The 25,487-nt window shown below is 68.1% G+C and carries 13 protein-coding genes; 7 read left to right on the top strand and 6 right to left on the bottom strand.

Annotation, left to right across the window (positions count from 1 at the left end; all coding sequences use genetic code 11):
• Position 1 precedes the first annotated feature (1 nt).
• Positions 2-1,696, bottom strand: coding sequence for a type II secretion system ATPase GspE (gspE, locus tag RAM80_RS30265; protein WP_416424042.1), 1,695 nt, complete (start codon positions 1,694-1,696; stop codon positions 2-4).
• 516 nt (positions 1,697-2,212) lie between these two features.
• Here gspE and RAM80_RS30260 point away from each other — a divergent pair.
• Both RAM80_RS30260 and RAM80_RS30255 read left to right on the top strand, forming a co-directional pair.
• Positions 2,213-2,446, top strand: a complete 234-nt coding sequence (locus RAM80_RS30260; RefSeq protein ID WP_416427592.1) for a hypothetical protein — start codon at positions 2,213-2,215, stop codon at positions 2,444-2,446.
• Positions 2,443-5,139 (top strand): glycoside hydrolase family 3 protein, encoded by a 2,697-nt coding sequence (locus RAM80_RS30255; protein WP_416424041.1) that lies wholly within the window; start codon positions 2,443-2,445, stop codon positions 5,137-5,139. The genes RAM80_RS30260 and RAM80_RS30255 overlap by 4 nt, the downstream gene beginning before the upstream one ends.
• A 15-nt stretch (positions 5,140-5,154) precedes the next feature.
• On the opposite strand, the gene RAM80_RS30250 is transcribed toward RAM80_RS30255, so the two are convergent.
• From RAM80_RS30250 to RAM80_RS30240, 3 genes are all read right to left on the bottom strand, one after another.
• Complete coding sequence (locus RAM80_RS30250) at positions 5,155-5,805, bottom strand: TetR/AcrR family transcriptional regulator (RefSeq protein ID WP_416424040.1); 651 nt, start codon at positions 5,803-5,805, stop codon at positions 5,155-5,157.
• Positions 5,806-5,826: 21 nt separating this feature from the next.
• Positions 5,827-7,155, bottom strand: coding sequence for an MATE family efflux transporter (locus tag RAM80_RS30245; protein ID WP_416424039.1), 1,329 nt, complete (start codon positions 7,153-7,155; stop codon positions 5,827-5,829).
• Between the two features lie 147 nt (positions 7,156-7,302).
• Positions 7,303-7,920, bottom strand: coding sequence for a TetR/AcrR family transcriptional regulator (locus RAM80_RS30240; protein WP_416424038.1), 618 nt, complete (start codon positions 7,918-7,920; stop codon positions 7,303-7,305).
• Positions 7,921-8,039: 119 nt separating this feature from the next.
• On the opposite strand from RAM80_RS30240, the gene RAM80_RS30235 reads away from it, so the two are divergent.
• Positions 8,040-9,221, top strand: coding sequence for an MFS transporter (locus RAM80_RS30235; protein WP_416424037.1), 1,182 nt, complete (start codon positions 8,040-8,042; stop codon positions 9,219-9,221).
• Positions 9,222-9,256: 35 nt separating this feature from the next.
• Here RAM80_RS30235 and RAM80_RS30230 read toward each other — a convergent pair whose 3' ends face one another.
• Positions 9,257-9,532: a type II toxin-antitoxin system RelE/ParE family toxin gene (locus tag RAM80_RS30230; RefSeq protein ID WP_416424036.1), complete on the bottom strand. Its 276-nt coding sequence runs from the start codon at positions 9,530-9,532 to the stop codon at positions 9,257-9,259.
• Positions 9,532-9,804, bottom strand: coding sequence for a CopG family ribbon-helix-helix protein (locus tag RAM80_RS30225; protein WP_416424035.1), 273 nt, complete (start codon positions 9,802-9,804; stop codon positions 9,532-9,534). Before RAM80_RS30225 ends, RAM80_RS30230 begins: the two co-directional genes overlap by 1 nt.
• A 184-nt stretch (positions 9,805-9,988) precedes the next feature.
• Here RAM80_RS30225 and RAM80_RS30220 point away from each other — a divergent pair, with 184 nt between their 5' ends.
• From RAM80_RS30220 to RAM80_RS30205, 4 genes are all read left to right on the top strand, one after another.
• Positions 9,989-11,107 carry an MBL fold metallo-hydrolase gene (locus RAM80_RS30220; protein WP_416424034.1) on the top strand — a complete coding sequence of 373 codons (1,119 nt, stop codon included), beginning with the start codon at positions 9,989-9,991 and terminating at the stop codon, positions 11,105-11,107.
• Positions 11,108-11,312: 205 nt separating this feature from the next.
• The gene (locus RAM80_RS30215) at positions 11,313-11,771 is read left to right on the top strand and encodes a hemerythrin domain-containing protein (RefSeq protein WP_416424033.1); all 459 of its coding nucleotides are present in this window, start codon (positions 11,313-11,315) and stop codon (positions 11,769-11,771) included.
• A 268-nt stretch (positions 11,772-12,039) separates the two neighbouring features.
• Positions 12,040-12,327 (top strand): hypothetical protein, encoded by a 288-nt coding sequence (locus RAM80_RS30210; protein WP_416424032.1) that lies wholly within the window; start codon positions 12,040-12,042, stop codon positions 12,325-12,327.
• Between the two features lie 351 nt (positions 12,328-12,678).
• Positions 12,679-25,452, top strand: coding sequence for a BapA/Bap/LapF family large adhesin (locus tag RAM80_RS30205; protein WP_416424031.1), 12,774 nt, complete (start codon positions 12,679-12,681; stop codon positions 25,450-25,452).
• The last annotated feature ends 35 nt before the right edge of the window (positions 25,453-25,487 follow it).

The following is a 25,487-nucleotide window of genomic DNA, read 5'->3' as shown; positions in this document are numbered from 1 at the left end:
GTCAGTCGCCCCGTGCCACGCGCAGCACTTCTTCCAGCGAGGTGATGCCGGCCAGCGCCTGGCGCAGGCCGTCCTCGTACAGGGTCACCAGGCCGTGGCGGCGCGCGGCCTCTTCAAGGGTGGCGGCGTCGGCCTGGCGCATCAGCAGGCTGCGCAGTTCGTCGTTCATCACCAGCAGTTCGGTGATGGCGCTGCGGCCGTGGTAACCGCCGCCAGGGCTGTCGGTGGCCGGGCGGTACAGCACAATGGGCCGCTGTGCGGTGTACTGGTCCAGCCGGTGGCGCGCGATCAGCTCCCGCGGCGCCTCGAAGGCCACCCGGGTGGCCGGGTCCAGGCGCCGCACCAGGCGCTGGGCGAGGATGCCCTGCAGGGTCGAGGCAATCAGGTAGTGCTCCACGCCCATGTCCAGCAGGCGGGTGATACTCGCCGCGGCGCTGTTGGTGTGCAGGGTAGACAGCACCAGGTGGCCGGTGAGCGACGACTGGATGGCGATGCGGCAGGTTTCCAGGTCGCGCATCTCGCCGATCATGATCACGTCCGGGTCCTGGCGCACGATGGAGCGCAGCGCCCCCGGGAAATCCAGGCCGATGGCCGGTTTCACCTGGATCTGGTTGATGCCCGCCAGCTGGTACTCCACCGGGTCTTCGACGGTGATGATCTTGCGCTCGGCGGTGTTGAGCCGCGACAGCGCGGTGTACAGCGTGGTGGTCTTGCCCGAGCCGGTGGGGCCGGTGACCAGGAAGATGCCGTGGGGGCGTTCGAGCAGCTCCAGCAGGCTGTGCAGGCGCGGGCCGTCGATGCCCAGGGTGGGGAAATCGAAGCTCACGGTCTGCCGGTCGAGCAGGCGCATCACCACCGACTCGCCGAAGCTGGTGGGCACCGTCGACACCCGCAGGTCCAGCTCCTTGCCCTGGATGCGCAGCATGATGCGGCCATCTTGCGGCAAACGCCGCTCGGCGATGTCCAGCCGGGCCATGATTTTCAAGCGCGAGATCACCGCCGCCGCCAGGCTGGGCGGCGGCGCCTCGCCCTGCACCAGCAGGCCGTCGACGCGGTAGCGCACCTGCAGCTGGTCCTCGAAGGGCTCCACGTGCACGTCGGAGGCGCGGTCCTGCACGGCCTTCTGCAGGATCAGGTTGACCAGGCGAATCACCGGCGCCTCGGAGGCCAGGTCCTTGAGGTGCTCGATGTCTTCCTGGGCGTCTGGCTCGCCGTCCAGGGACTCGATCAGCGCGTCCATGGCGCTGCGGCCCTGGCCGTGGAAGCGTTCGATCAGGGTGTTGACCTCGGCGGCGGTGGCGATCACCAGCGTCAGCGGCCGCTGGGCGCAGTAACGCAGGGCGTCCAGGGCGTACGCCGACAGCGGCGCGCTGGCAGCCACCTCGATGTGCGCCGGCTGGGCGTCAAGCACCACCAGGCCATGGTGGCGCAGGAAACGCTCGCTGCCCAACAGCGGCGGCGCGGCGTCGCCAGGCAGCTGGGCCAGGTCCAGGCGCGGCACGCCCAGCAGGGCTGCGCAGGCCTGGGCCACCTCTTCGTCACGCACGGCGCCCAGGCGCACCAGGGTGCGCAGGATGTCGTCGTCGCTGCCACTTTCGGCCAGGCACAGCTTGCGCGCCCGGTTAATGTCCGAGACTTTGGCTTCAGCATGTTCGGCCAACCACTGGCACAATTCGAGTTGCGTGGGAAGTTGCACGCACCCGGCGGACGTTATGACTGACGACACAGTATCGCTCGATGGCCAGGCCACGAAGTATTTAATAATAAACGCACACTTGCGCCTTCGTACTTGACGCACGAAACAGCCCAGGCGAGCAACTAACAGGAAAGTATCAATAGAATGAGCGAGCGTATTTTTCAACGCTGACACAGCTTACCAGAGCCTAAAACCTAACTGCAATTAGGTTTACCAAATTGGTTATTTATTGCTTTTAATGACCGTTCAACACCAGAACACACCCAAATAACGCAATTTTTACGCAACAAAACATAACATTTTTCCATTATTCATGAAGAATTCAGCCAGTATCGCCCCCTCACCCGTATGCCCCTTCATCGCTTTTCCGTCGTTTTTTATCCGTTCGGAAAAATATCTTTGCGAACATTGAACTTTTAAAGGCATCATCGGGACTTACACTTCGGCGCAACTTCGCAATAACATCGAAGTGCCATCATTTAACCTTCACTCGAGAATCAATCGATGAACCGACTCATGTTGCCCGTCATGGGCACTGTGCTCTTGTGCGCCCAGAGTTTCTGTGCGCTGGCGGCGGATACAACTTCCACGACCAACACGCACGAGCAACTTCGCGAACAACTGGAAGCCAAGCGCGATCAATTGTCCGGCGCCGCCAGCGTGAGCAAGGCCGCCCAGGCCACCGCCGCCACCGTGCAAGACGACCCGGTGGTCACCGACGACGCCCCCAGCCAGGAGCAGCAACAATGAGCAGGGTATTCAAGCAGGCGCTGAGCCTCAGCGTGCTGGCCTTCAGCGTGGCCCAGGCCAACCTGGCGCTGGCCGAAGTCACCCCGGCCACCGGCGATGCAGTGGAAGCGCGGGTCAGCTCGATCCTCGACAACATGAGCACCTCGGAGAAGATCAACTTCACCCGCGTCGACGACGGCCACATGATCCCCAAGCTGACCAAGTGGGGCATCCAGGGCACCGTGGCCTATGACTCGTCCATGGGCGTGCACGTCAACAACGCCACCTTCGGCGCGCAGTACCCGTCGCAATCGGCCATCGCCGCCACCTGGAGCATCAACCGCGCCAAGGAATTCGGCCTGGCCATCGCCTACGAGACGCGCATCTCCGGCGGCCAGCAGATGCTCTCCCCGGGCGTCAACCTGTACCGCACCCCCTACGGCGGCCGCGCGGCCGAGTACCTGAGCGGTGAAGACCCGTTCCTCGGCGCCGTGCTGGCCCCGGCCGTGGTCAACGCCATCCAGGCCCAGGGCATCCAGGCCAGCGGCAAGCACTACCTGGCCAACGAGCAGGAAGCCAACCGCCAGGCGGTGAACGTGGTGGTGGATGAGCGCACCTTGCGCGAGATGTACCTGCCGGGCTTCGAGTCGATGGTCAAGAACGCCAACGTGGCGTCGATCATGTGCGGCTTCAACAAGATCAACGGCGACTACGCCTGCGAGAACCATCACCTGATCACCGACGTGCTCAAGGGCGAATGGGGCTACCAGGGCATGGTGATCAGTGACTTCAACGCCATCCACGATGCCTTCAAGGGCGCCTGGGCCGGCACCGACATCGACATGCCGTCGGGCCTGCAATTCACCGAGGCCAACCTGCTGCCACTGCTGTACAGCGGCCAGCTGACCCAGAACGTCATCGACGACAAGGTCAAGCGCAACCTGCGCGGCATCGTCAGCTATGACCTGCAGGAACACCTGAACACCGCGCAGACCCTGACCCACACCGAGTACGGCGCCAAGGCCGCGCTGGACACCGCGCGCGAGTCCACCATCCTGCTGCGCAACGAAAACACCAGCGCCGGCGCCCCGCTGCTGCCCCTGGCGCGCAGCGCGAAGATCGCCGTGATCGGTGACTGGGCGTACCAGGCCCCGGGCTCGCCGTTCGGCACCGCCAACTCGCCACCCAACAGCTACGTGACCGAACTCAGCGGCCTGCAGCAGCTGGCGTCCGACAGCAGCAACGTCACCTACCTGCCAGCCCTGAGCCTGAACCCGCAGGCGTCGGTGTGGTACCAGCCGTCCAGCGGCAGCAGCGACGTCAGCAACTCCGGCATCAAGGCCGAGTACTACGCCAACACCAGTTTCTCCGGCGACCCGGCGCTGACCCGCGTGGAGCCCGGCGTGAACCTCAACTGGACCACCAGCACCAACGTCACCAACGCCGGCACCACCACCGTGTCAGGCTTCACCCCGACCGCGGGAGCGTTCTCGGCGCGCTTCACCGGCGTGATCAAGCCCACCGTGACCGGCCCGCAGGTGTTCAAAGTGCGCGCCGACGGCCCTTACAAGCTGTGGGTGAACGACGTGCTGGTGCTGCAGAGCGACGGCGTGCCGTACTCCTCCGACGTGGTCAACGCCCTGGTCACCTCGGGCAAGACCGCCTCGCTGACCGCCGGCAAGGCCTACACCGTGAAACTCGAGTACGAGCGCGTGCAGGGCAACTTCACCCCGGCCCTGGGCGGCCTGGCGGGCGTGCAGATGAGCTGGGCGGCACTGGCTGCGCCTAAGGACTTGTCCAAGTACGACGCGGTGGTGGTGTCTGCCGGCACCAACTACGAGAACGAAGGCGAAGGTTCGGACCACGGTTTCGACCTGCCCGACCAACAGGCTGACCTGATCACCGCGGTGGCCAAGGCCAACCCCAACACCATCGTGGTGATGCACGGCGGCGGCATCGCCAACATGCAGCCATGGGCGAAGAAAGTCGGCGCTACCCTGGAAGCCTGGCTGCCAGGCCAGCAAGGCGGCCAGGCGTTGGCGGAGATCATCTTCGGCAAGGTCAACCCGTCGGGCAAGCTGCCGGTCACCATCGACAAGCAGATCGAGGACAACGCCAGCTACGCCTCCTACCCGGACCCGGCGCAGTACCGTGGCGACAACGCCCTCACCCAGCTGACCTACAGCGAAGGCCTGTACCTGGGCTACCGCGCGTATGACAAGCGCAACACCAAGCCGCTGTACCCGTTCGGCTTCGGTCTGTCGTACACCACGTTCAGCTACAGCGACCTGAAACTGTCGACCAACGTGCTGACCCCGGGCGCCACCGTCAACGCCACGTTCACCATCACCAACACCGGCGCTAAGGCCGGCTATGAAGTGGCGCAGCTGTACGTGCAGCCGGTGAACCCCAGCGTCGACCGTCCCGAGAAAGAGCTGAAGGGCTTCACCAAGGTGTACCTCAAGCCGGGCGAGAGCAAGACCGTGAGCATCCCGCTGGACTCGCGTTCGCTGGCCTACTACGTGGACAACACCGACAGCTGGAACGTCGATGCCGGCAAGTTCAAGATCCGCGTCGGCACCAGCTCCGCCGACCTGTCGCTGAGCCAGACCCTGACCACGCTGTACGCCGAGCAAATGACCACCCGCGACAGCAACCCGCTGCCCAAGCCACTGCGCAAGGCCGTGCAGGTGTCCACCTCGCAGACCTATTAAGCAATTGATGCAGCCTCAAGGATGAGGCTGCAGGTCCTTGGCCAGGCGGCCCAGGTAGGCGTCGAACACCTGCATCACGTCGACGCTGTCCCGCCCCCTGAGCCACTGGATCTGCAGGCCGTCCATCACCGAGAACAGCTCCAGGGCCAGGGTCCTGGGTTGCACGTCCGCGCGGATCGCGCCGCTGGCCACCAGTGACGCCAGGTGCGCTTGGGCGTGGCCATGCACCACCTCGAATTTCTCTTGGTACCAGGGAAACGCCGGATGCTTGTCCGACAGGCTCTCGACGTTGATCATCAGTGCCGCCTGGCACTCCGCCGCATCCTCCACGCTGAACCCCATGCTCATGCGCAGAAAGCGCAGGAAGCCATCGAGGGTGGGCGCCGTTTCCAGTTCGCTGAAGCGTTCGGTCACGCGCTGGTCGCGACGGTCGAGCAAGGCCCGCAGCAGCGCCACCTTGTTGGGAAAATGGTGCAGCAGGCCGACGGTGGTGATGCCGGCGATGTCGGCCACGTCACGCATCGACGCGCCCTGGTAACCGTCCCTGGCGAACACTTGCGTGGCCGCGTCCAGCAACGCCATGCGGCGCATCTCGCCCTTGGGCGCGCGCCGGCGCTTGGGCGCTGGCAGCTGCGCCGCATCGTGCTGGTTATCCGTATCTGACATAAAAACCCGTTGCACTTGAATTCATTGATTGGCCCGGCGCAGCAGGCGCCAGGCGGTGATGATCGCCAGCAGCGCCACCACCGCGTTGCCCAGCCACATGCCCAGCACCGCGCCGCTGGCGCCATGGCCGTGGGCACCGGCGTACACCCATGGCAGGGTGCCCAGGGTGCCGCGCAGCCAGCCGAAGGTAGGCACCCACCAGGCACGGCCCAGGGTGAGGAACAGCGACTGGGCGACGAAGTCCAGGCCGAACAGCACCCAGAGGCCCATGCCCAGGCGCGTCACCGTGAGGAAAATGTCGCGGCCGTTGCCCTGCAGGTGGAAATAGTCGGCCACCAGTGGCCCCGCCAGCAGCACCAGCAGCCAGAACGCCACACCATAGAGGACCACCCCGCGGGCTGTAAAGGCGATGGCCTGGCGCACCCGGTCATGACGGCCGGCGCCCAGGTTCTGCGCCAGCACCGGCACCAGCGCCGTGGGCAGGGCAAAATAGACGCAGTAGCCCAGTTGCAGTACGCGGTCCACCACCGCCATGCCGGCCAGCGCCGAGGCGCCCAGCCCGGCCAGGGTGATCATCAGGTAGCTGATGCCCACGGGCATGGCCAGGTTGCCCAGTATCGCCGGCACCGCCAGCCGCGCCGTGCGGCCGATGTGCAGGCACAGCAACCGGGCGTTCAGGCGCAGCGCCAGGCCCAGGTGGCGCTTGAGCCAGTAAAGTCCTACCAGCATTGACACCAGTGCCGCCAGCGCGCACGACCAGCCTGCGCCCTGCAGGCCCATGCCCAGCCCGAGGATCAGCAGCGGGTCGGCCACTGCCAGGGTCAGCGCACCACTGAGCAGCACCCACAGCGCCAGGCGCACGTGGCCCTGGGCCTTGAGCAGCTGTGCGCTCATCTGCGCCAGCGCCACCGGCACGCTGGCGGCCAGGGTCATGCACACGAACCCACGGGCCGAGGCATAGGCGCCGGGGTCGGCACCCAGCCAGCGGGCCAGCGGCGCCATGGCCAGCCATTCCAGCGCCGCCACGCTTGCCGCCACCGCCAGCACCATCAGCAACAGGTGCGTCACCAGCCGTGCCAGCCGCCGGCCGCCATGCTTGCCGATGCGCTCCGACAGCAGCGCACCGCCGGCAATCACCACCCCGGCGGCGAACGCGCCGTTGAGGAACATCAACGTCTTGGCCAGCCCCACCGCCGCCAGCAGGCGCTGGTCGCCCAGCCGCGAGACGTAGACCAAGGTCAGGATATCCACCATGAACACCGCCAGCAGGCTCAACGCACTGGTGCTGGCCATGGCCAGGACATGACGCGCGATAGAGCCTTCGGTGAACCGGGCGATGGGGGTGGGCATGGGGGGTACTCGGGGATGGACGCCAATGTTACCACGCACCAAATCCCGGGACGCTACAGAGCCCGTAGCAGCTGCCGCAGGCGGCGTCTTGCAACTGCGGTGTATCAGGCGCACCGCGGCGCTTTATGACGCGGCCTGCGGCAGCTGCTACAGGGGCGGTTGGGAGGCGCTATCCCATACGCACATCACCTGACCGATCGCGGCATCGATCTGCTCGCATGTCACACCATCACGCGCCAGGGTCGAGAGGCCCAGCAGGAAACTGTCGAACACCGTGGCCAGCACCTGCGCATGGGTCGCCTCGCGCAACTCACCGCTGGCCACCCCGCGCTCCACGCACTGCAACAGACCGGCCCGGGTGCGCTCGCGTGACGCGGTCAACGGCGCCGCCACGGTGGCGTATTCGGCGCTGGGCGCGCTCATCACCCCCAGGCTGACCATGCAGCCCTTGGGGTGGCCGGCCGCGCATTGCATGCGCGCCGAGCGCCGCAGCGCCGTTTCAATCGCCTGGCGCGGCGGCAGTTCAGCGTCCCACAGGCATTCGGTGACCTGCCCGTGACTGGCCAGGTAGCGGGCCACCGCCTCGCGGAACAGCACCTCCTTGGAGCCGAAGGCGGCATAAAAGCTGGGCGCGGAGATGCCGCCCATGCTGGCCTTGAGCTGGCTGAGCGAGGTGGCTTCGTAACCGTGCTCCCAGAACAGCAGCATCGCCTGTTCAACGGCGTGGTCACGATCAAAGGAACGGGGGCGGCCCATTTGTGCCATGGCGAACTCCGGGTGGCGACGGACTTAAATACTAATCGATACAGAAGTTATTGACAATCGGTCGGTTTCTCTGGGTATATATATACCGACCGATACATAACTTATCTCAAGGACCCCCCATGAACCCCTCGCCCCCCTTGCCCCTGGCCGCCCTGCTCGCCCTGGCTATGACCGGCTTTCTGTGCATTGCCACCGAAACCCTGCCCGCCGGCCTGCTGCCGCAGATCAGCGCTGGCCTGGGCATCAGTGCCGCGCTGGCCGGCCAGATGATCAGCGCCTACGCCCTGGGCTCGGTGCTGGCCGCCATCCCCCTGGTGCTGGCTACGCGCAGCTGGTCGCGGCGCAGCGTGTTGCTGCTGAGCATCATCGGTTTTCTGCTGTCCAACTCGGTCACCGCCTGGTCCAGCCACTATTGGCTGACCCTGGCCGCACGCTTCGGCGCCGGCATGGCGGCGGGCCTGGCCTGGAGCCAACTGGCCGGCTACGCCCGGCGCATGGTGCAGCCCCGGCAACAGGGCAAGGCCATGGCCATCGCCATGGTCGGCACGCCCATCGCGTTGTCCCTTGGCGTGCCGCTGGGCACCTGGCTGGGCACGCTGCTGGGTTGGCACGCGACCTTCTGGGTGATGTCGGCGGTCACCCTCGGGTTGGTGGGCTGGGTCCTCGCCAAGGTGCCGAACTTCCCCGGCCAGGCCAGCGATGAACAGCTGCCGCTGCGCCACGTGCTCGCTACGCCGGGCGTGCGCCCGGTGCTGTCAGTGGTCATCGCCTGGATGCTGGCCCATAACCTTCTCTACACCTACATCGCCCCCTTCGTGGCCCGCGCCGGGCTGGGCGCACGGGTCGACCTGGTGCTGCTGGCGTTCGGCGTGGCGGCGTTGCTGGGCATCTGGGTCACCGGGCGCCTGGTGGACCACTACCTGCGCCACGCGGTGCTGCTCAGCCTCGCCACCTTCGCCGCCGTCGCCCTGCTGCTGGGCGTCGCCGGCAGCCAGCCAACGGTGGTGGCAGTGGCGGTGCTGCTGTGGGGGCTGAGCTTCGGTGGCGCGGCGACCCTGCTACAGACCGCCCTGGCCGACAGCGCCGGCCCCGGCGCCGACGTGGCGCTGTCGATGAACGTGGTGGCCTGGAACGGCGCGATTACCGGCGCCGGGGTGTTGGGTGGGATATTGCTGGAGTACGCCGGAATTGGCGTGTTCCCGTGGGCAGTGTTGGCGCTGCTGGGGGTGGCACTGGTGATCGCCGCCGGGGCCCGGGCGCATGGGTTCCAGCCGGGCGTGCGTGAGCATGCCACGGCGTGACGCCATTTACCGCTGGTGCCGAGGTGCAGGCGGGCTCAGCGCGCTTCGCGGGTATGCCAGAGGCGCAGCAAATACACGGTAGAACCCGCAATTTCGTAACGCATTTCATATTGCCCAACCACAATGCGGCGCACATCACGCGGCTCGAATTCCTCGAGTCGCTCACCGATTCGCGGGTTCGTCAGCAACGTCGCCGGTGCAGCCGTTAGCTGTTGAACCACACGGGCTGCAGCAGGCTGATTGACAACCGCAAGATGCTCGTAAAGCCGGGCCAGGTCAGAGAGTCCCTTTTGGGTCCACTTCAATTCCATCAGCGAGGGACCGGCAGCGGCTTGTCGGTACCCAGGCTGTCAGCCCAGGCCTGTACAGCCTGGTGATCGATGACTTGACCAGCATCGACATCTGCCAATGCCTCATGAGTCAAGCGATTGCGCTCATCTTCCTGGTCCAGCCAGGCAGTGAGCGCCTGTTTGACGATCCAGTTTTTCGAACGCTCCAACCGTTCAGCCATGAGATCAATCTGCTCTGCCAACTCAATAGGAATGTGCGCGGTGACTGAGCGGGTTTTCATAGTGGTTGCCATGACAAATACTCCGGCTGTTGATGCCTAACCTTGATTAACAATACATCAGAACGATTAAAAATCAATCACGGTCAAGAAACCGCCGTAATCCGCCCTAGCATTTTTACTGCCTGATTTTTTCGGAACCGGTGCTGCACCCAGGCTATCTACACTCGATACCGCCCCCCGCCACAAGGATTGCCCCGTGCCCATTCGCCCCAGCGCCCTGTTATGCGGTTTCTCGCTACTCTGCGCCGCCACCTGCGCCAGCGCTGGCGGCGAGCCGCCGCTGGCGCCCTCGCCCGAACAGTTGGCCGCCAGTGACATCCACCACGCCCCGCGCACAGACGGCCATTTCGAAAACAACGACGGCCCCCTGGCCCGCGGCAGTGTCTGGAAGTGGCGCTGGAACGCCTTCATCAACCGCCTGCCGCCACCACCGGCCAATAACTACCAGTTCCCCATCGACCACCCCGACGTGGCCGCGCTCAAGGCCAACCACACCCGCAACACCCTGACCTGGATCGGCCACGCCAGCGCCCTGCTGCAGATCAACGGCGTGAACATCCTCACTGACCCGGTGTTCTCCGAGCGCGCCTCGCCGTTCTCCTTCATCGGGCCCAAGCGCAAGGTTGCGCCTGGGCTGGCGTTGGACCAGCTGCCGCACATCGACGTGGTGCTGATCTCCCACAGCCATTACGACCACCTCGACACCGCCAGCGTGCAGGCGCTGAACCAGCAGGTCGGCGGCCCGCCGCGCTTCCTGGTGCCGCTGGGCATCAAGCAATGGATGGCCGACAAGGGCATCGACAACGTCGAGGAGCTGGACTGGAGCGACCACACCCGGGTGTCCGGCCTGGACTTCTGGTTCGTGCCGGCCACCCACTGGTCCGCGCGCAGCCTGGGCGATCGCAACGACACCCTGTGGGGCGGCTGGGCGGTGAAGACGCCACCGGCGGCTGCGCAGCCGTTCTCGCTGTACTTCGCCGGCGACACCGGTTATTCCAACGACAGCAAGCGCATCGGCAAGGCCTTCGGTGGCTTCGACCTGGCGCTGATTCCCATCGGCGCCTACGCGCCGCGCTGGTTCATGGGCCCGCAGCACGTGGACCCGGGCGAGGCCGTGAAAGTCTTCCAGGACATTGGGGCGAAAAAGGCCATCGGCATCCACTGGGGCACCTTCGAGCTGACCGACGAGCCGCTGGACGAACCACCGAAAAAGCTGCTTGAGGCGACCAAGGCCGCAGGTTTGGCGGACGACGCCTTCACGGTATTGCACCACGGCCAGACGCTTCCCCTGGACAGCAACGCCAGTGGTCATTGAGGAACCGCGCCGCTATCTGCACACCGCGCCAAGCGGCATTCATGCAATGTGCACGGCGAGCAAGCACTGGACCATCACCCAAGCCCTTGGCAAATAACGGATTGTACCGGTGGTCGAAAGTGGCATAGCCGATGCACCACTCTTCCAGCTTCTCCCAGGATCGGCAGTCAGATCGGTCCGTCAACCGTGATAGGGGTACTGGAAAATGAATGCAATCGAACTGCTGGTGGCCGACCACAAACGCGTGAAAGCCATTCTCGAGCAACTGAGCGACTCCACCGAGCGCGGCGTGAAAAAGCGCACCGACCTGTTGGCCAAGCTGGAGATGGAAATCACCCTCCACACCCAGCTGGAAGAAGAGATTTTGTACCCCGCCTTCAAGGCAGCGGGTAGCAAAGAGCAGGACGTGATGTACTACGAGGCCAAGGAAGAACACCGCACGGTGGACTCACTGGTATTGCCCGACCTGCAGGCAACTGACCCCGGCACAGTGGAGTTTTCCGGCCGGGTGAAGGTGGTCAAGGAACTGCTCGAGCACCATATCGAGGAAGAAGAAAGCGAGATGTTTCCCCAGGCGCAGGAACTTCTGGGCGACGCGAAGCTGGAAGAACTGGGGACACAAATGGAAGCCATGAAGAAGGCGGCCCACCAGAAAGCCGCTTGAGTGGCAGCTCTGGCTTGCCAGCAAGTCCACGGCATGCCTCGCGCAACTCTTGGCAGCAACTGCCTTGAAATGGCGTCGTCTGCATCGCGACTAAAGTCGGCTCCTACGCCGTTCGTGGTAGGAGCCGGCCTTGGCCGCGATGCAGGCGACGCGGTCTAAACGGTTTACGCATCCGCGTAGCAGTTGCCGCAGGCTGCGTCCTACCACTCAAGCACCACGTATCACCGCCGATACCATAAGCACCAATCACGATACACGGACTGATGAAATGGATCTTTTTATCAGCACCACCTCGATGGCCTCCCTCACCGTTTCCGAGCAGAAAATCACCCTGCAGATCGTCACCGGTGAGGCCGCGGTGTATTACCCCAGCGAGGCCGCGCAGCAGCCGGGCCTGACCATGAAAGCGGTGAACACCTGGATTGGCCGTGAGCAAACCGTCATGCTCGCCGGGCGGACCAGCTCCCACAGGCTGCGCCTTGCATGCGCGGTGCACCAGGCACACCGTGGCGCCCATGACGCGGCCTGGGGCCGCTGCTACAGAGGCACTGCGTAGCAGCAACTGTCTTGTGGGAGCTGGCTTGCCAGCGAGCTTTTCAATCGCCGCAAAGCTCGCTGGCAAGCCAGCTCCCACAGGCATATTCATGGGTCTGATAAAAACCTGTACAAAAAAAGCACCTTTTCCCAACACCCCGGTCATACCTAGATTACCCCCGCCCAATCCCTCTGCCGCCTGTCGCGCAATCGCTGCTAGCGCCCAAGCTAGCCGACGCTTTCGTATCCATTTGCTATACATGAAGGATCCAATTCGTACAGGATTTTTCGGCGTTGCCGTGCCCGGCGAGCCGTAGCGATCACCACGCCATTTGCTGTGTGGTGACGGAAGAAGCGAAAGGAAGAGCCGATAATGGACAATATCGTCGTCGCTGACAAAGCCACTGCCCAAGTCACTGCCCAAGCGTTTGGCAACGTTTCCCTGCAAGACCCCGCCGTGGTACAGATCCCCGTGCCCCCCCAGCAGGTGGCGTCCGTCGGCCGTAGCGGCGATGCCGCGGTGCTGCACCTGAAAAACGGTGAACAGGTGCGGGTCGACAACTTCTTCAAGGCCAACCCCCAGGGTGTGCACAGCGACATGGTGTTCCAGGGTGACAACGGCACCCTGTGGCAGGCGCAATACAGCGCCGAAAGCTTCAACGGTTTCACCTTTGCCGAAGTCTCTTCTATCGACGACCTGCTGGCCGGCGTTGCCGTGGTCGGCAGTGCCACGCCCGAATGGGCTATCGCCGGCCTCGGCCTGCTGGGGGCCGGCGGCGCCACGGCAGCCGCGGTAGGCACCGGCGGCGGCAGCGGAAGCGGCGGCGGTGGTGGCACCGCTGTCGACACCACCGCGCCCGACGCCCCCACGGGCCTGGCGCTGTCGGCCAACGGCCTGCTGTTGAGCGGGCTGGGCGAACCCGGCAGCACCGTGACCGTGCGTGACAGCGCCGGCAACGTGCTGGGCACCGGCACCGTGGGTAGCGACGGCAGCTTCCAGGTGCCGCTGGGCAGCGCCCAGAACAACGGCCAGACCCTCGACGTGACCCTCACCGACGGCGCCGGCAACACCTCGGCGCCCGGCATCATCGTGGCCCCGGACACCACCGCGCCCGCCGCCCCCGCCGACCTGGCCCTGACCGGCGACGGCCTAACCCTGAGCGGCAACGGCGAACCCGGCAGCAGCGTGACCGTGCGTGACAGCGCCGGCAACGTGCTGGGCACTGGCACCGTGGGCAGCGACGGGCACTTCCAGATAACCCTGAACCAGCCCGAGACCAACGGCGAGACACTCAACGTCACCCTCACCGACGCCGCCGGCAACAGCTCGGCGCCCGGCACCCTGGTCGCGGCCGACACCACCCCGCCGGCCGTGCCCGGCAACCTGGCGGTGAACGCCGACGGCACCACCCTCACCGGCACCGGTGAAGCCGGCTCGACCATCACCGTGAAAGGCGCCGACGGCACCGTGCTGGGCACCGCCCTGGTGGCCAGCGACGGCAGCTTCAGCGTCACCCTGGCCCCGGCGCAAACCGCCGGCCAGGCCTTGACAGTGATCGACACCGACGCCGCCGGCAACAGCTCGCCCGCCGCCACTGCGCAAGCGCCCGACCTCAGCGTGCCGGACACCACCCCACCCGCACCTGCCACTGACGTGGCCATCAGCGGCAGCGGCAGCCTGGTCAGCGGCCACGGTGAAGCCGGCGCCACCGCCACCGTGATCGACGCCAACGGCACCGTGCTGGGCACCGCCGTGGTCGGCAGCGACGGCCTGTTCAGCATCAGCCTCAGCCCCGCGCAAAACGACGGCCAAACCCTGCAGGTAACCCTCACCGACCCTGCCGGCAACGTCTCGCCCAACGTCGCGCTCACCGCCCCCGACCTCACCGCCCCGGCGCAGCCCGGCAACCTGGTCTTGAGTGCCGACGGCCTGACCCTGACCGGCACCGCTGAAGCCGGCTCGCGGGTGCTGGTGCATGACAACCAAGGCCAGGTGATCGGCCTCACCCGTGCCAACGCCGACGGAACCTTCAGCCTGACCCTGAGCAGCGCCCAGACCAATGGCGAGCACCTGGACGTCACCGCCACCGACGCAGCCGGCAACACCAGCACGCCCACGCTGCTGGTGGCCGCCGACACTACCCGCCCCGACGCGGTCACCGACGTGGTGATCAGCGCCGATGGCCAGGCGCTGTCGGGCACAGGCGAACCCGGCGCCACCGTCACCGTGCGCGACAGCAACAACGCGGTCATCGCCAGCGGCCTGGTCAACGCCAATGGCACCTTCGAAGTCACCCTGCAACCGCCCGTTACCGAGGGCGACACCGTGCGCATCACCCAGGCCGACGCCGCCGGCAACGCCTCGCCTGCGGTTGTCGTGGTCGCCCCGGACGCCGACGGCCCCGGCACGCCGGCCAACCTGCAGGTCAACGACGATGGTTCGCAACTGAGCGGCACCGGCACCGCCGGCAATGCGATCCAGGTGCTCGACAAAAACGGCACCGTGATCGGCGCCGGCGTGGTGGCTTCAGACGGCACCTTCATCGTCAGCCTGCTCCCCAACCAGGCCAACGGCGAAGTGCTCAGCGTGCAGGCCACCGACAGCAACAGCGAAGTCTCGGTCAGCGTCCCCGTCACCGCCCCCGACATCACCGGCCCCGCCGCGGCCACCGACCTGGCCGTGAGCAACAACGGCCTGCTGCTGACCGGGCGCGGCGAAGTCGGCGCCACCGTCACCGTCAAGGACGCCGCCGGCAACGTGCTGGGCAGCGCCGTGGTCTCGGCCACCGGCAGCTTCAGCGTGACCCTGGCCAGCGCCCAGGTCGACGGCCAGGCCCTGCACGTGACCCTGGCCGATGCCGCCGGCAACCCCTCGGCCGTCGCCGACATCAACGCACCGGACCTGGACGGCCCGCTGCAACCGGGCAACCTGGCCGTCAACAGCGCCGGCACCGTGCTCAGCGGCGTCGGCGAGGCCGGCGCGCACATCACCGTCACCAGCACCACCGGCACCGTGCTCGGCACCGCCGTGGTGGCCGCCGATGGCACCTTCAGCGTCACCTTGAGCAGCCCGCAGCACAACGGCCAGACCCTGCTGGTGAGCGCCACCGACAGCACCGGCAACGGCGCCGGGCCGGTGAGCTATGTCACCCCCGACACCCAAGCGCCCGCCCCGGTCACCGACCTGGCGGTGAACGCCACCGGCACGCAGCTGACCGGCAATGGCGAAGCCAACGCCAGCATCACCGTGCGCGACCCGTCCGGCACCGTGATCGGCACCGCCACGGTGGGCACCGACGGCCATTTCAGCGTCCTGCTGACCACCCCGCAAACCAACGCCCAGGCGCTGCTGGTGGTGCAGGCCGACGCCGCCGGCAACCCGTCGACGCCCGCCAGCGTCAGCGCCCCCGACCTGACGCCACCGGCGCAGATCACCGACGCGAGCATTTCCGCCAACGGCGCCGTCGTCAGCGGCCACGGCGAAGTGGGCGCCACCGTCACCGTCAAGGACGCCAACGGCGCCTCCCTGGGCAGCGCCGTGGTGGGCAGCAACGGCCTGTTCCAGATCACCCTGGGCACCGCGCAAACCAACGGCCAGACCCTGACCGTGGCGCAGGCCGATGCCGCCGGCAACCCGTCGCCCAGCAGCTCCCTGACCGCCCCGGACACCCAGGCCCCCGACGCGCCCACGCAGCTCACCCTGAGCAGCGATGGCAACACCCTCAGCGGCGTCGGCGAGGCCGGCGCCACCGTGCGCGTCTACGCCCAGGACGGCACCCTGCTGGGCTTCGCCACGGTGAACGACAACGGCAGCTTCAGCGTGCCCCTGAGCGGCACCCAGGCCGATGGCCAGGTGCTGCACGTCAACCAGACCGACCTGCACAACAACGTTTCCGCCGATGCCGGCTTCACCGCGCCGGACACCACGCCGCCCGGTAGCCTCGACAACCTGGCCATCAGCCCCAACGGCGCCACCGTCACCGGCACCGGCGCGGCCGGCGACACCGTGTACGTGCGCGACGCCAGCGGCACGCTGCTGGGCAGCGCCGTGGTGGCCGGCAGCGGCAGCTTCAGCGTGACCCTGAGCCCCGCGCAACTGGACGGCCAGACCCTGAGCGTGCACCAGGAAGACGCGGCCACCAACGCCTCGGCGACCCAGACCCTGACCGCGCCGGACCTCACCGCGCCACCCGCGCCCAGCGAACTGCTGGTGGACGCAAGCGGCACCACGCTCACCGGCCTCGCCCAGGCCAACAGCACCGTGCGCGTGCTGGACGCCAACGGCAACCTGCTGGTGACCGTCACTGCCGGCAGCGACGGCCACTTCACCGCCACCCTGCCCTCTGCGCAGCTCAACGCCGAAGTCCTCCAGGTCACGGCCTCCGACAGCAGCTACACCTCGTTGCCGGCCACCGTCACCGCCCCGGACACCACCAACCCGGCCCAGCCGGGCAACCTCGCCGTGACCCCGGACGGCAGCCAGGTCTCCGGCACCGCCGAGGCCGGCAGCACCGTCACCGTGCGCGACAGCGGCGGTACCCTGCTGGGCAGCGGCACCGCAGGCAGTGATGGCGCGTTCGTGGTGACCCTGACCACCCCGGCCGCCAACGGCAGCACCTTGAGCGTGACCAGCACCGACGCGGCCAACAACACGTCCGAGCCCGGGACCGTGGCCGGCCCCGACGGCACCCAGGTCGCCAGCCCCAGTGACCTGGCCCTGGCCAGCGACGGCAGCACCCTGACCGGCAGCGGCACCGCTGGCACCACCATCAACGTGCTGGACAGCAGCGGCGCCAGCCTGGGCACCGCGGTGGTCAACAGCAGCGGGCGCTTCAGCGTGCTGCTGCGCATTGCCCAGGTCAACGCGCAGACCCTGCACGTGACCGCCAGCGACGGCACCCACACCTCGGTACCGGCCACCGTGGTGGCCAGCGACAGCACCGCCCCCGACGCCCCCACCGACGTCGCCGTGGCGGCCAACGGCAGCACCCTCACCGGCAAGGGCGAGGCCGGCGCCAGCGTGGCGGTGACCGACGCCAGCGGCGCCGTGGTCGGCACCGCGCTGGTGGCCAGCAACGGCAGTTTCGTCGTCACCTTCACCACCCCGCAGCTCAACGCCCAGGCGCTGACCGTGACCCAGAGCGATGCCGCCGGCAACGTCTCGCAGCCGGCCAGCACCCAGGCCCCCGACCTGACCGCGCCGAACCCGGCCGCCAACCTGTCGATCAATAACGTCGGCACCGTGGTCAGCGGCACCGGCGAGGTGGGCGCCACGGTCACCGTGCGCGACGCCAACGGTACCGTGCTGGGCACCGGCACGGTGGACCAGAGCGGCAACTTCCAGGTCAGCCTGGGCAGCGCCCAGACCAACGGCGCCGCCCTGCACGTCAGCCTCACCGACGCCGCCGGCAACGTCTCCGCCGACGCAACCCTGGCCACCGTCGACACCACCCCGCCGGCGGTGGTCAGCGGCCTGGCCATCAGCAACGACGGCACCACCCTCAACGGCAGCGGCGAACCCGGCGCCACCGTGCACGTCACCGACAGCAACGGCAACCCACTGGGCACTGCCGTGGTGGCCAGCAACGGCAGTTTCTCGGTGACCCTCACCACCGCGCAAACCAACGGCCAGGTCCTCGACGTCAGCCAGACCGACCCCAGCGGCAACACCTCCGCCTCGGTCACCCAAGTGGCCCCCGACACCACGCCGCCCGCCGCCCTTACCCAGGTGGCGATCAACGCCGACGGCGTCACTGTCACCGGCCACGGCGAGCCCGGCGCCACCGTGCAGGTCTACAGCGCCGACAACACCCTGCTGGGCACTGGCCTGGTGGCCGCCAACGGCGCTTTCACCTTGACCCTCAACACCGCGCAGCTCAACGCGCAGGTGCTCACCGTGACCCAGGAAGACCCGCCCGGCAATGTCTCCACGGCCGTGGACATCACCGCCGTGGACCTGACGCCACCGGCCAGCCCCACTGACCTGGCACTCAACGGCGCCGGCCTGCAGCTGACCGGCCACGCCGAGGCCGGCAGCACCGTCACCGTCACCAACGCCCAGGGCACCGTGCTGGGCACCATCACCAGCGGCAGCGACGGCGTGTTCCACGTCACCCTCAACAGCGCGCAAACCAACGGCCAGGCCTTGACCGTGACCGCCACCGACGCGGCCGGCAACGTCTCCAGCCCGGCCAGCCTCACCGCCGCTGACACAACTGCACCACTGGCGGTGACCAACCTGGCCGTGGCCAGCGACGGCGCCACCCTGGCCGGCAGCGGCGAGGCCGGCGCCACCGTCACCGTGCGTGACGCCGGCGGCACCCTGCTGGGCACCGTGGTGGTGGGCGGCAACGGCAGTTTCAGCGTCGGCCTGAGCCCCAGCGCCAGCGCCGGTAGCAACCTCAGCGTGGTGCAGACCGACGCCGCCGGCAACGCTTCGCCCAGCGCCTCGGTCACCGCGCCGGGTACCCTGGCCGAACCTGCGCCCGCCAACCTGGTGCTCAGCGCCGACGGCCTGACCCTGAGCGGCACCGCCACCGCCGGCAGCACGGTCAGCGTGCACAACGCCGCCGGCACCTTGCTGGGCAGCGCCCTGGTGCTCAACGACGGCACTTTCAGCGTCACCCTGGCCAGCGCCCAGCTCAACGGCCAGGTGCTGGCGGCCAACGCCACCTCCAGCGACGGCATCAACTCGCTGCCGGCCAGCCTCACCGCGGCCGACGTCACCGCCCCGGCGCCGCTGAGCAACCTGCACCTGGCCGCCGATGGCGCCGCGCTGACCGGCCGCGGCGAAGCCGGCGCCACCGTCACCGTGCTGGGCCAGGGCGGCATTGTCCTGGGCAGCGTCGTGGTCGGCGCCAACGGCACGTTCAGCCTGACCCTGACCACCCCGCAAACCAACGCCCAGGTGCTCAGCCTCAGCCAGACCGACGCCGCCGGCAACGAGTCCAACAGCGTCAACCTCACCGCGCCTGACCTGATCGCGCCGAACGCCCCTACCGTCACCAGCGTCAGCAGCGACGGCCTGGTGCTGTCGGGCAGCGGCGAAGCCGGCGCCACGGTCAAGGTAATGGGCACTGACGGCACCCTGCTGGGCACCGGCACCGTGCGCCTGGACGGCACCTTCCAGGTCACCCTGAACACCCCGCAGGCCAACGGCCAGACCCTGGCGGTGACCCTGACCGACGCCGCCGGCAACACCTCGGCGGCCACCAACCACGTGTCGGTGGACACCACTGCGCCAGCCGCGCTCACGCAACTGGCCATCGGCAGCGACGGCGCCAGCATCACCGGCCACGGCGAAGCCGGGGCCACCGTCACCGTCACTGACGCCAACGGCAACCCGTTGGGCCAGGCCGTGGTCGGCAGCACCGGCACCTTTACCCTGACGCTTAGCCCGGCGCTGACCAACGCCGAGGTGCTGACCCTGGTACAGGCCGACGCCGCCGGCAACGTCTCGCCGGCCACCAGCCTGACCACCCCGGACTTCACCCCGCCGGCAGACCTGGCCAACGTCGCCATCAACGCCGCCGGCGCCCTGGTGACCGGCACCGGCGAAGCGGGTGCCACCGTCACCGTCAAGGACGCGGCCGGCACCGTGCTGGGCAGCACCGTGGTGCTGGCGGACGGCTCGTTCGCCGTCAGCCTGAGCACCCCGCAGGTCAACCATCAGCAACTGAGCGTGCAGCAGGCCGACCCACCCGGCAACGTCAGCAGCCCGACCCTGATCATCGCGCCGGACCTGACCCCGCCCGACGTGCCCGCCCAGCTGCAGTTCAACGCCACCGGCACGGTAGTGACCGGCACGGGTGAAGTCGGCAGCACGGTGAAAATCACCCTGGCCGACGGCACCGTGATCAACGGCGGCGCCGTGGACAACACCGGGCATTTCCTCGTCACCCTCACCGCTGGCCAAGCGCAGACCAACGGCCAGACCGTGTGGGTAACCCTGACCGACGACGCCGGCAACGTCTCGGCCACCGCCACGTTGCTCGCGCCGGACACCACCGCTCCGAACCCAGTGCAGAACCTGGCCCTGGACGCCGCCGGGCTGGTGCTCAGCGGCACCGGCGAGGTCGGCGCCAGCGTCATCGTGACCTCCGGCACCGGCACCGTGCTGGGCAACGGCACCGTGGCCGCCGACGGCACCTTCACCCTTACCTTGACCAGCGCCCAGCTCAACGGCCAGGTGCTCTCGGTGGTGCAGCAGGACGGGGCCGGCAACAACGCCACCGCCACTGCCTTCACCGCCCTGGACGTGACGGCCCCGGCCGCGCCGGTGGTCACCAGCCTGAGCGCCGACGGCCTGACCCTGACCGGCACCGGCGAGGCCGGCGCCACCCTGGTTGTCACCTCGGCCACCGGCACCACCCTGGGCACCACCACGGTAAACGCCGACGGCAGCTACAGCGTCGGCCTCAACGCCGCGCAGCTCAACGGCCAGGTGCTGACCCTGGTGCAGACCGATGGCGCCAGCAACCACGGCGCGGCCCTGCTCTACACCGCGGCCGATGTCACCCCGCCGGCCCAGGTAGACAACCTGGCGCTGAGCAACAGCGGCCTGGTGCTGACCGGGACCGGCGAGGCCAATGCCATCGTCACCGTCACCTCTGGCGGCCTGCCCATCGGCACCGCCACCGTGGCCGCCGACGGTACCTTCAGCGTCCTGCTTACCAGCGCCCAGCTCAATGGCCAGCAGCTGTCGGTGATCCAGACCGACGCCGCGCTCAACCCCTCGACGGCGCAGACCCTCGACGCCCGGGACATCACCGCGCCAACGGCGCCGCTGGTGACCTCGCTGACCAACAACGGCGGCACCCTCAACGGCACCGCCGAAATCGGCAGCGTCATCAGCGTCACCAACGCCGCCGGCACCCTGCTGGGCACCGTCACCACTGGCGCTGATGGCCAGTATCACGTCACCCTGACCCCGGCCCAGGCCAATGGCCAGGTGCTGTCGGTGGTGGCCACCGATACCGCCGGCAACCATTCCCTGCCCCTGACCTACGCCACTGCCGACATCACGGCGCCGGACGCAGCCACCAACCTGAGCATCAGCGCCGACCACAGCCAGTTGGCCGGCCGCGGCGAGGTGGGGGCCAGCGTGGCCGTCACCAACGCCGGCGGCACCAGCGTGGGTACTGGCGCCGTGGGCGCCAACGGCAGCTTCGTCATCAACCTGAGCCCCGGCATCAACGCCAACGACGTGTTGAACGTGGTGCTGACCGACGCGGCGGGCAACCACTCCCTCGACGCCGTGCTGACGGTGCCGGTGAACCCGGCGCCGGACGCGCCCAGCGACCTGTTGCTGGCCGCCAACGGCCTGACCCTGACGGGCGTGGCCGAGGCCTCCAGCACCATCACCGTGTACAACGCCAGCGGCACGGTGATCGGCACCGGCACGACCACGGTCGGCGGGTTGTTCACCCTGACCCTGGACGCCGCGCAGACCAACGGCCAGACCTTGTCGGTTACCGCCACCACCAGCACCGGCGGCGCTTCGCTGCCCGCCACCGTGGTAGCCGCGGACACCACCGCGCCGGACCCGATCAGCGACCTGGCGCTCAACGTCACCGGCTTGATCGTCACCGGCCGGGGCGAAGCCGGGGCCACGGTCACGGTCAGCAACGGCAGCACTGTGCTGGGCACTGGCACGGTGGGGGCCACCGGCACGTTCAGCGTGACCCTGAGCAGCGCCCAAACCAACGGCCAGCTGCTCAGTGCGGTGCAGGCCGACGCAGCCCACAACAGCTCGACCGCGGTCACCCTCACCGCCCCTGACACCACCGCGCCCGCCGCCCCCAGCGTGCTCGGCCTCAACGGCGCCGGGCTGGTGCTGTCGGGCGTGGGTGAAACCGGCGCCACCGTCACCGTGCGCAGCAGCGCCGGCGATGTGCTGGGCACTGCCACCGTGGTCGGCGGGGTCTTCGCCGTCACCCTCAACGCGGCGCAGCTCAACGGCCAGACCCTCAACGTCAGCCAGGCCGACGCCGCCGGCAACGTCTCGGCCACCGCCACCCTGGTGGCCACCGACGTCACTGCGCCGGCCACCCTCACCGACCTGGCGCTGAGCAGTAGCGGCCTGCAGGTGACCGGCAAGGGCGAAGCCGGCGCCACGGTCACCGTGGTCAGCGGCGCCACCACCCTGGGCACCGCGGTGGTCAACGCCGCGGGCACCTTCACCGTGACCCTGAGCAGCGCCCAGCTCAACGGCCAGGTGCTGAGCCTGACCCAGGCCGACGCCGCCAATAACGTATCGCCCGCCTCCACCCTCACCGCCGCCGACGTGCAGGCCCCGGCGGCGCCCACCGGCGTCAGCCTGGCAGCGAACGGCCTGACCCTCACCGGCAGCGGCGAAATCGGCGCCACGGTGACCGTCACCAACGCCGCGGGCACCGCCCTGGGCACCGGCACCGTCGGCGCTGGCGGCACCTTCACCCTCACGTTGAACAGCGCGCAACTGGACGGCCAGGTGCTGACCGTGCGCCTGAGCGACGCCGCCAGCAACGTCTCGGCCGCCGCCAGCCTGACCGCGCCGGACATCACCGCGCCGGCCGCGCCCACTGGCGTGGTGGTCAACGCCAGCGGCACCCTGGTCACCGGCACCGGCGTGGCCGGCTCCACCGTCAAGGTGCTGCTGGGCACCACCGTGCTGGGCACCGGCACGGTGGCGGCCAACGGCAGCTTCTCGGTGGCGATCGCCGCGCAAATCAACAGCCAGGTGCTGACCGTCACCCAGGCCGACCCCAGCGGCAACGTCTCGGTGGCGGCCACCGCCACCGCGCCTGACCTCACCCCGCCGGCCGCGGCCACGGGCCTTGTGGTCAGCGCCGACGGCCTGACCCTGACCGGCAGCGGCGAGGCCGGCAGCACCGTCACGGTGAAATCCGCCAGCGGCCTGGTGCTGGGCACCGCCACCGTGCTCAGCGGCGGGCTGTTCAGCGTCACCCTGGGCAGCGCCCAGAACCATGGCGAGACCCTCACCGTCAGCCTGACCGACGGCAGCGGCAACGTCTCCACCGGCACCACCGTGGTGGCCACCAACATCGACGCCAACATCCCGCTGGTGGCCAGCAACGACCTGGCCACCGCCACGGTGAACCTGGCGCCGGTGAGCAGCACCGCCCATTACTCGGACTCGTTCACCACCCTGCTGTCGGGCTTCTCCAAGACCTATTCGTTCAGCATCAGCGCCGGCACCACCGGCACCCCGACCCTGACCCTCACGGCCGGCAGCCTGGTGTCGCTGCTCAACGGCGTGGTCTACACCCTGCAGGTCAAGGACGCCAGCGGCGCCTGGGTGACCCTGGACATCAACGGCAACGGCGGCCTGCTGGACCTGCTGACCCTGGGTTCGCAGCAGGTGCAGGCGAAGATCGGCACGCTGCTGGCCGGCGATTATAGACTGGTCGTCTCCAGCACCGGCATCGGCCTGCTGACCACCGTCACCAGCGACCTGGCGCTGCAGACCACCAGCCTCACCCAGTTCACCGGCACCGCGGGTGCCGCCACCACCGGCAACGTCCTCACCGACCTGGGCACCAGCGGCGTCGCCGACCAGTTGGGGCCCAACAACCTCGCGGTGCTCAAGGTGCTGGTGAACGGCAGCTACGTCACCGTCGCCAGCGGCGCCGGCACCACGGTGCAGGGCCTGTACGGTACCCTGGTGATCCATGCCGACGGCAGCTACACCTACACCGCCAACGGCAGCACCAGCAGCGTGGGCAAGGTCGACACCTTCAGCTACGAGCTGGTGCACCCCACCGCGGGCACCGCCACCGCCACCCTCTACGTGCGCATCGACAGCCCCCAGGCCACGGAAACCTGGAGCAGCACCAACCTGGCCAGCCCGGCCGTGGTGGTGGACGCCACCAACGACATCGCCAGCACCAGCATCACCCTGGCCGCCAAGGAGGTCACCAGCACCTCCACCCTGGGCACCCTCAACGTGCCGCTGCTGGGCGGCAGCGCCACCTACACCACCAGCGTCGCCAGCAACACGGTCAGTGACCTGACCGTGACCCTCAACGCCAGCAACCTGCTGAGCGTTGCCGGTGGCCTGACGGTGACGCTGTACAAGATGAACAGCTCGGGCGTCTACGTGGTGGTGAAAACCGTCAGTGGCAGCTCGCTGCTGAGCCTGGGCAGCAACAACTACGGGGTGACCTTCGACGACCAGACCGCCGGCACCTACCAGGTGAAAGTGGCGGTGACCGGGCTGGGCATTCTCAGCACCATCACCACCAGCATCACCAACGCCGCCACCTACACCAACCAGAACGTGGTCAGCAGCTACACCCCGGTCACCGGCAACCTGCTCACCGACACCGCCGGCGGTGGCGCCGACGTGCTGGGCTCGGCCTACACCGTGCTCAGCGTGTTGCTGGCCGGCACCTACGTGACGCCGGGCTACAACGGCACCACGCTGACCGGCACCTACGGGTCGTTGCTGGTGCACGCCGACGGCAGCTACGTGTACACCCTCAATGCCGGCCTGACCGACGCGGTGATCGGCCACACCGACGTGTTCACCTACGAGCTCACCCACCCCAACGGCACCACCGACGTCGCCACCCTGACCATCGACCTCAACCAGGCCGGCGCCGTGGCCACCTTCTCGGCCCTGGCGCTGGTCAGCGACGACAGCACCGCCGCCACCACGGCGGCGGTGGCCACCACCACCGAGGTCATCCAGGGCACCAGCGGCAACGACACCCTGGACGCCGGCCACGGCGGCGCGGTGACCCTCAACGGTGGCGCCGGCAACGACACCCTGATCGTCCACGACCAGAACTTCACCTCGGTGGACGGCGGCACCGGCACCGACACCCTGCAATGGGCCGGTGGCGACGCCACCATCGACCTGGGCAACCTGGCCAGCCGCATCCACAACATCGAGATCATCGACCTCACCAACACCGGCACCGTGAGCCTGACGCTGAACCTGGCGGACATCATCGCGGTCACCGAGACCGGCGCCGACAAACTGATCATCAAGGGGGGCAGCAACGACAGCGTGCACATGACCGGCAGCACCTGGGTGGCCGACGCCAGCGAACAATCGGGCGGCGTCGACTATACCCAATACACCCCCCAGGAGGACCCGAGTCACCACCTGTGGGTACAAAGCGGGGTGCATGTGGTGTAACCCGTAGCAGCGGCCGCAGGCCGCGTCCCAGGCAA

This window comes from Pseudomonas sp. App30 (assembly GCF_047947025.1).
In the GTDB taxonomy this organism is placed as follows: Bacteria; Pseudomonadota; Gammaproteobacteria; order Pseudomonadales; family Pseudomonadaceae; genus Aquipseudomonas.
Note: the sequence above shows the minus strand (reverse complement) of the source record. Positions and strands in the feature narration are given on the sequence as shown.

Bases quoted from the DNA above. Each gene is read 5' to 3' on its own strand.
- RAM80_RS30240 (WP_416424038.1), bottom strand. From the start codon at position 7,920: ATGGCACAAATGGGCCGCCCCCGTTCCTTTGATCGTGACCACGCCGTT.
- RAM80_RS30215 (WP_416424033.1), top strand. From the start codon at position 11,313: ATGAATGCAATCGAACTGCTGGTGGCCGACCACAAACGCGTGAAAGCC.
- RAM80_RS30225 (WP_416424035.1), bottom strand. From the start codon at position 9,804: ATGGCAACCACTATGAAAACCCGCTCAGTCACCGCGCACATTCCTATT.
- RAM80_RS30235 (WP_416424037.1), top strand. From the start codon at position 8,040: ATGAACCCCTCGCCCCCCTTGCCCCTGGCCGCCCTGCTCGCCCTGGCT.
- RAM80_RS30210 (WP_416424032.1), top strand. From the start codon at position 12,040: ATGGATCTTTTTATCAGCACCACCTCGATGGCCTCCCTCACCGTTTCC.
- RAM80_RS30260 (WP_416427592.1), top strand. From the start codon at position 2,213: ATGTTGCCCGTCATGGGCACTGTGCTCTTGTGCGCCCAGAGTTTCTGT.
- RAM80_RS30250 (WP_416424040.1), bottom strand. From the start codon at position 5,805: ATGTCAGATACGGATAACCAGCACGATGCGGCGCAGCTGCCAGCGCCC.
- RAM80_RS30205 (WP_416424031.1), top strand. From the start codon at position 12,679: ATGGACAATATCGTCGTCGCTGACAAAGCCACTGCCCAAGTCACTGCC.
- RAM80_RS30245 (WP_416424039.1), bottom strand. From the start codon at position 7,155: ATGCCCACCCCCATCGCCCGGTTCACCGAAGGCTCTATCGCGCGTCAT.
- RAM80_RS30255 (WP_416424041.1), top strand. From the start codon at position 2,443: ATGAGCAGGGTATTCAAGCAGGCGCTGAGCCTCAGCGTGCTGGCCTTC.
- RAM80_RS30230 (WP_416424036.1), bottom strand. From the start codon at position 9,532: ATGGAATTGAAGTGGACCCAAAAGGGACTCTCTGACCTGGCCCGGCTT.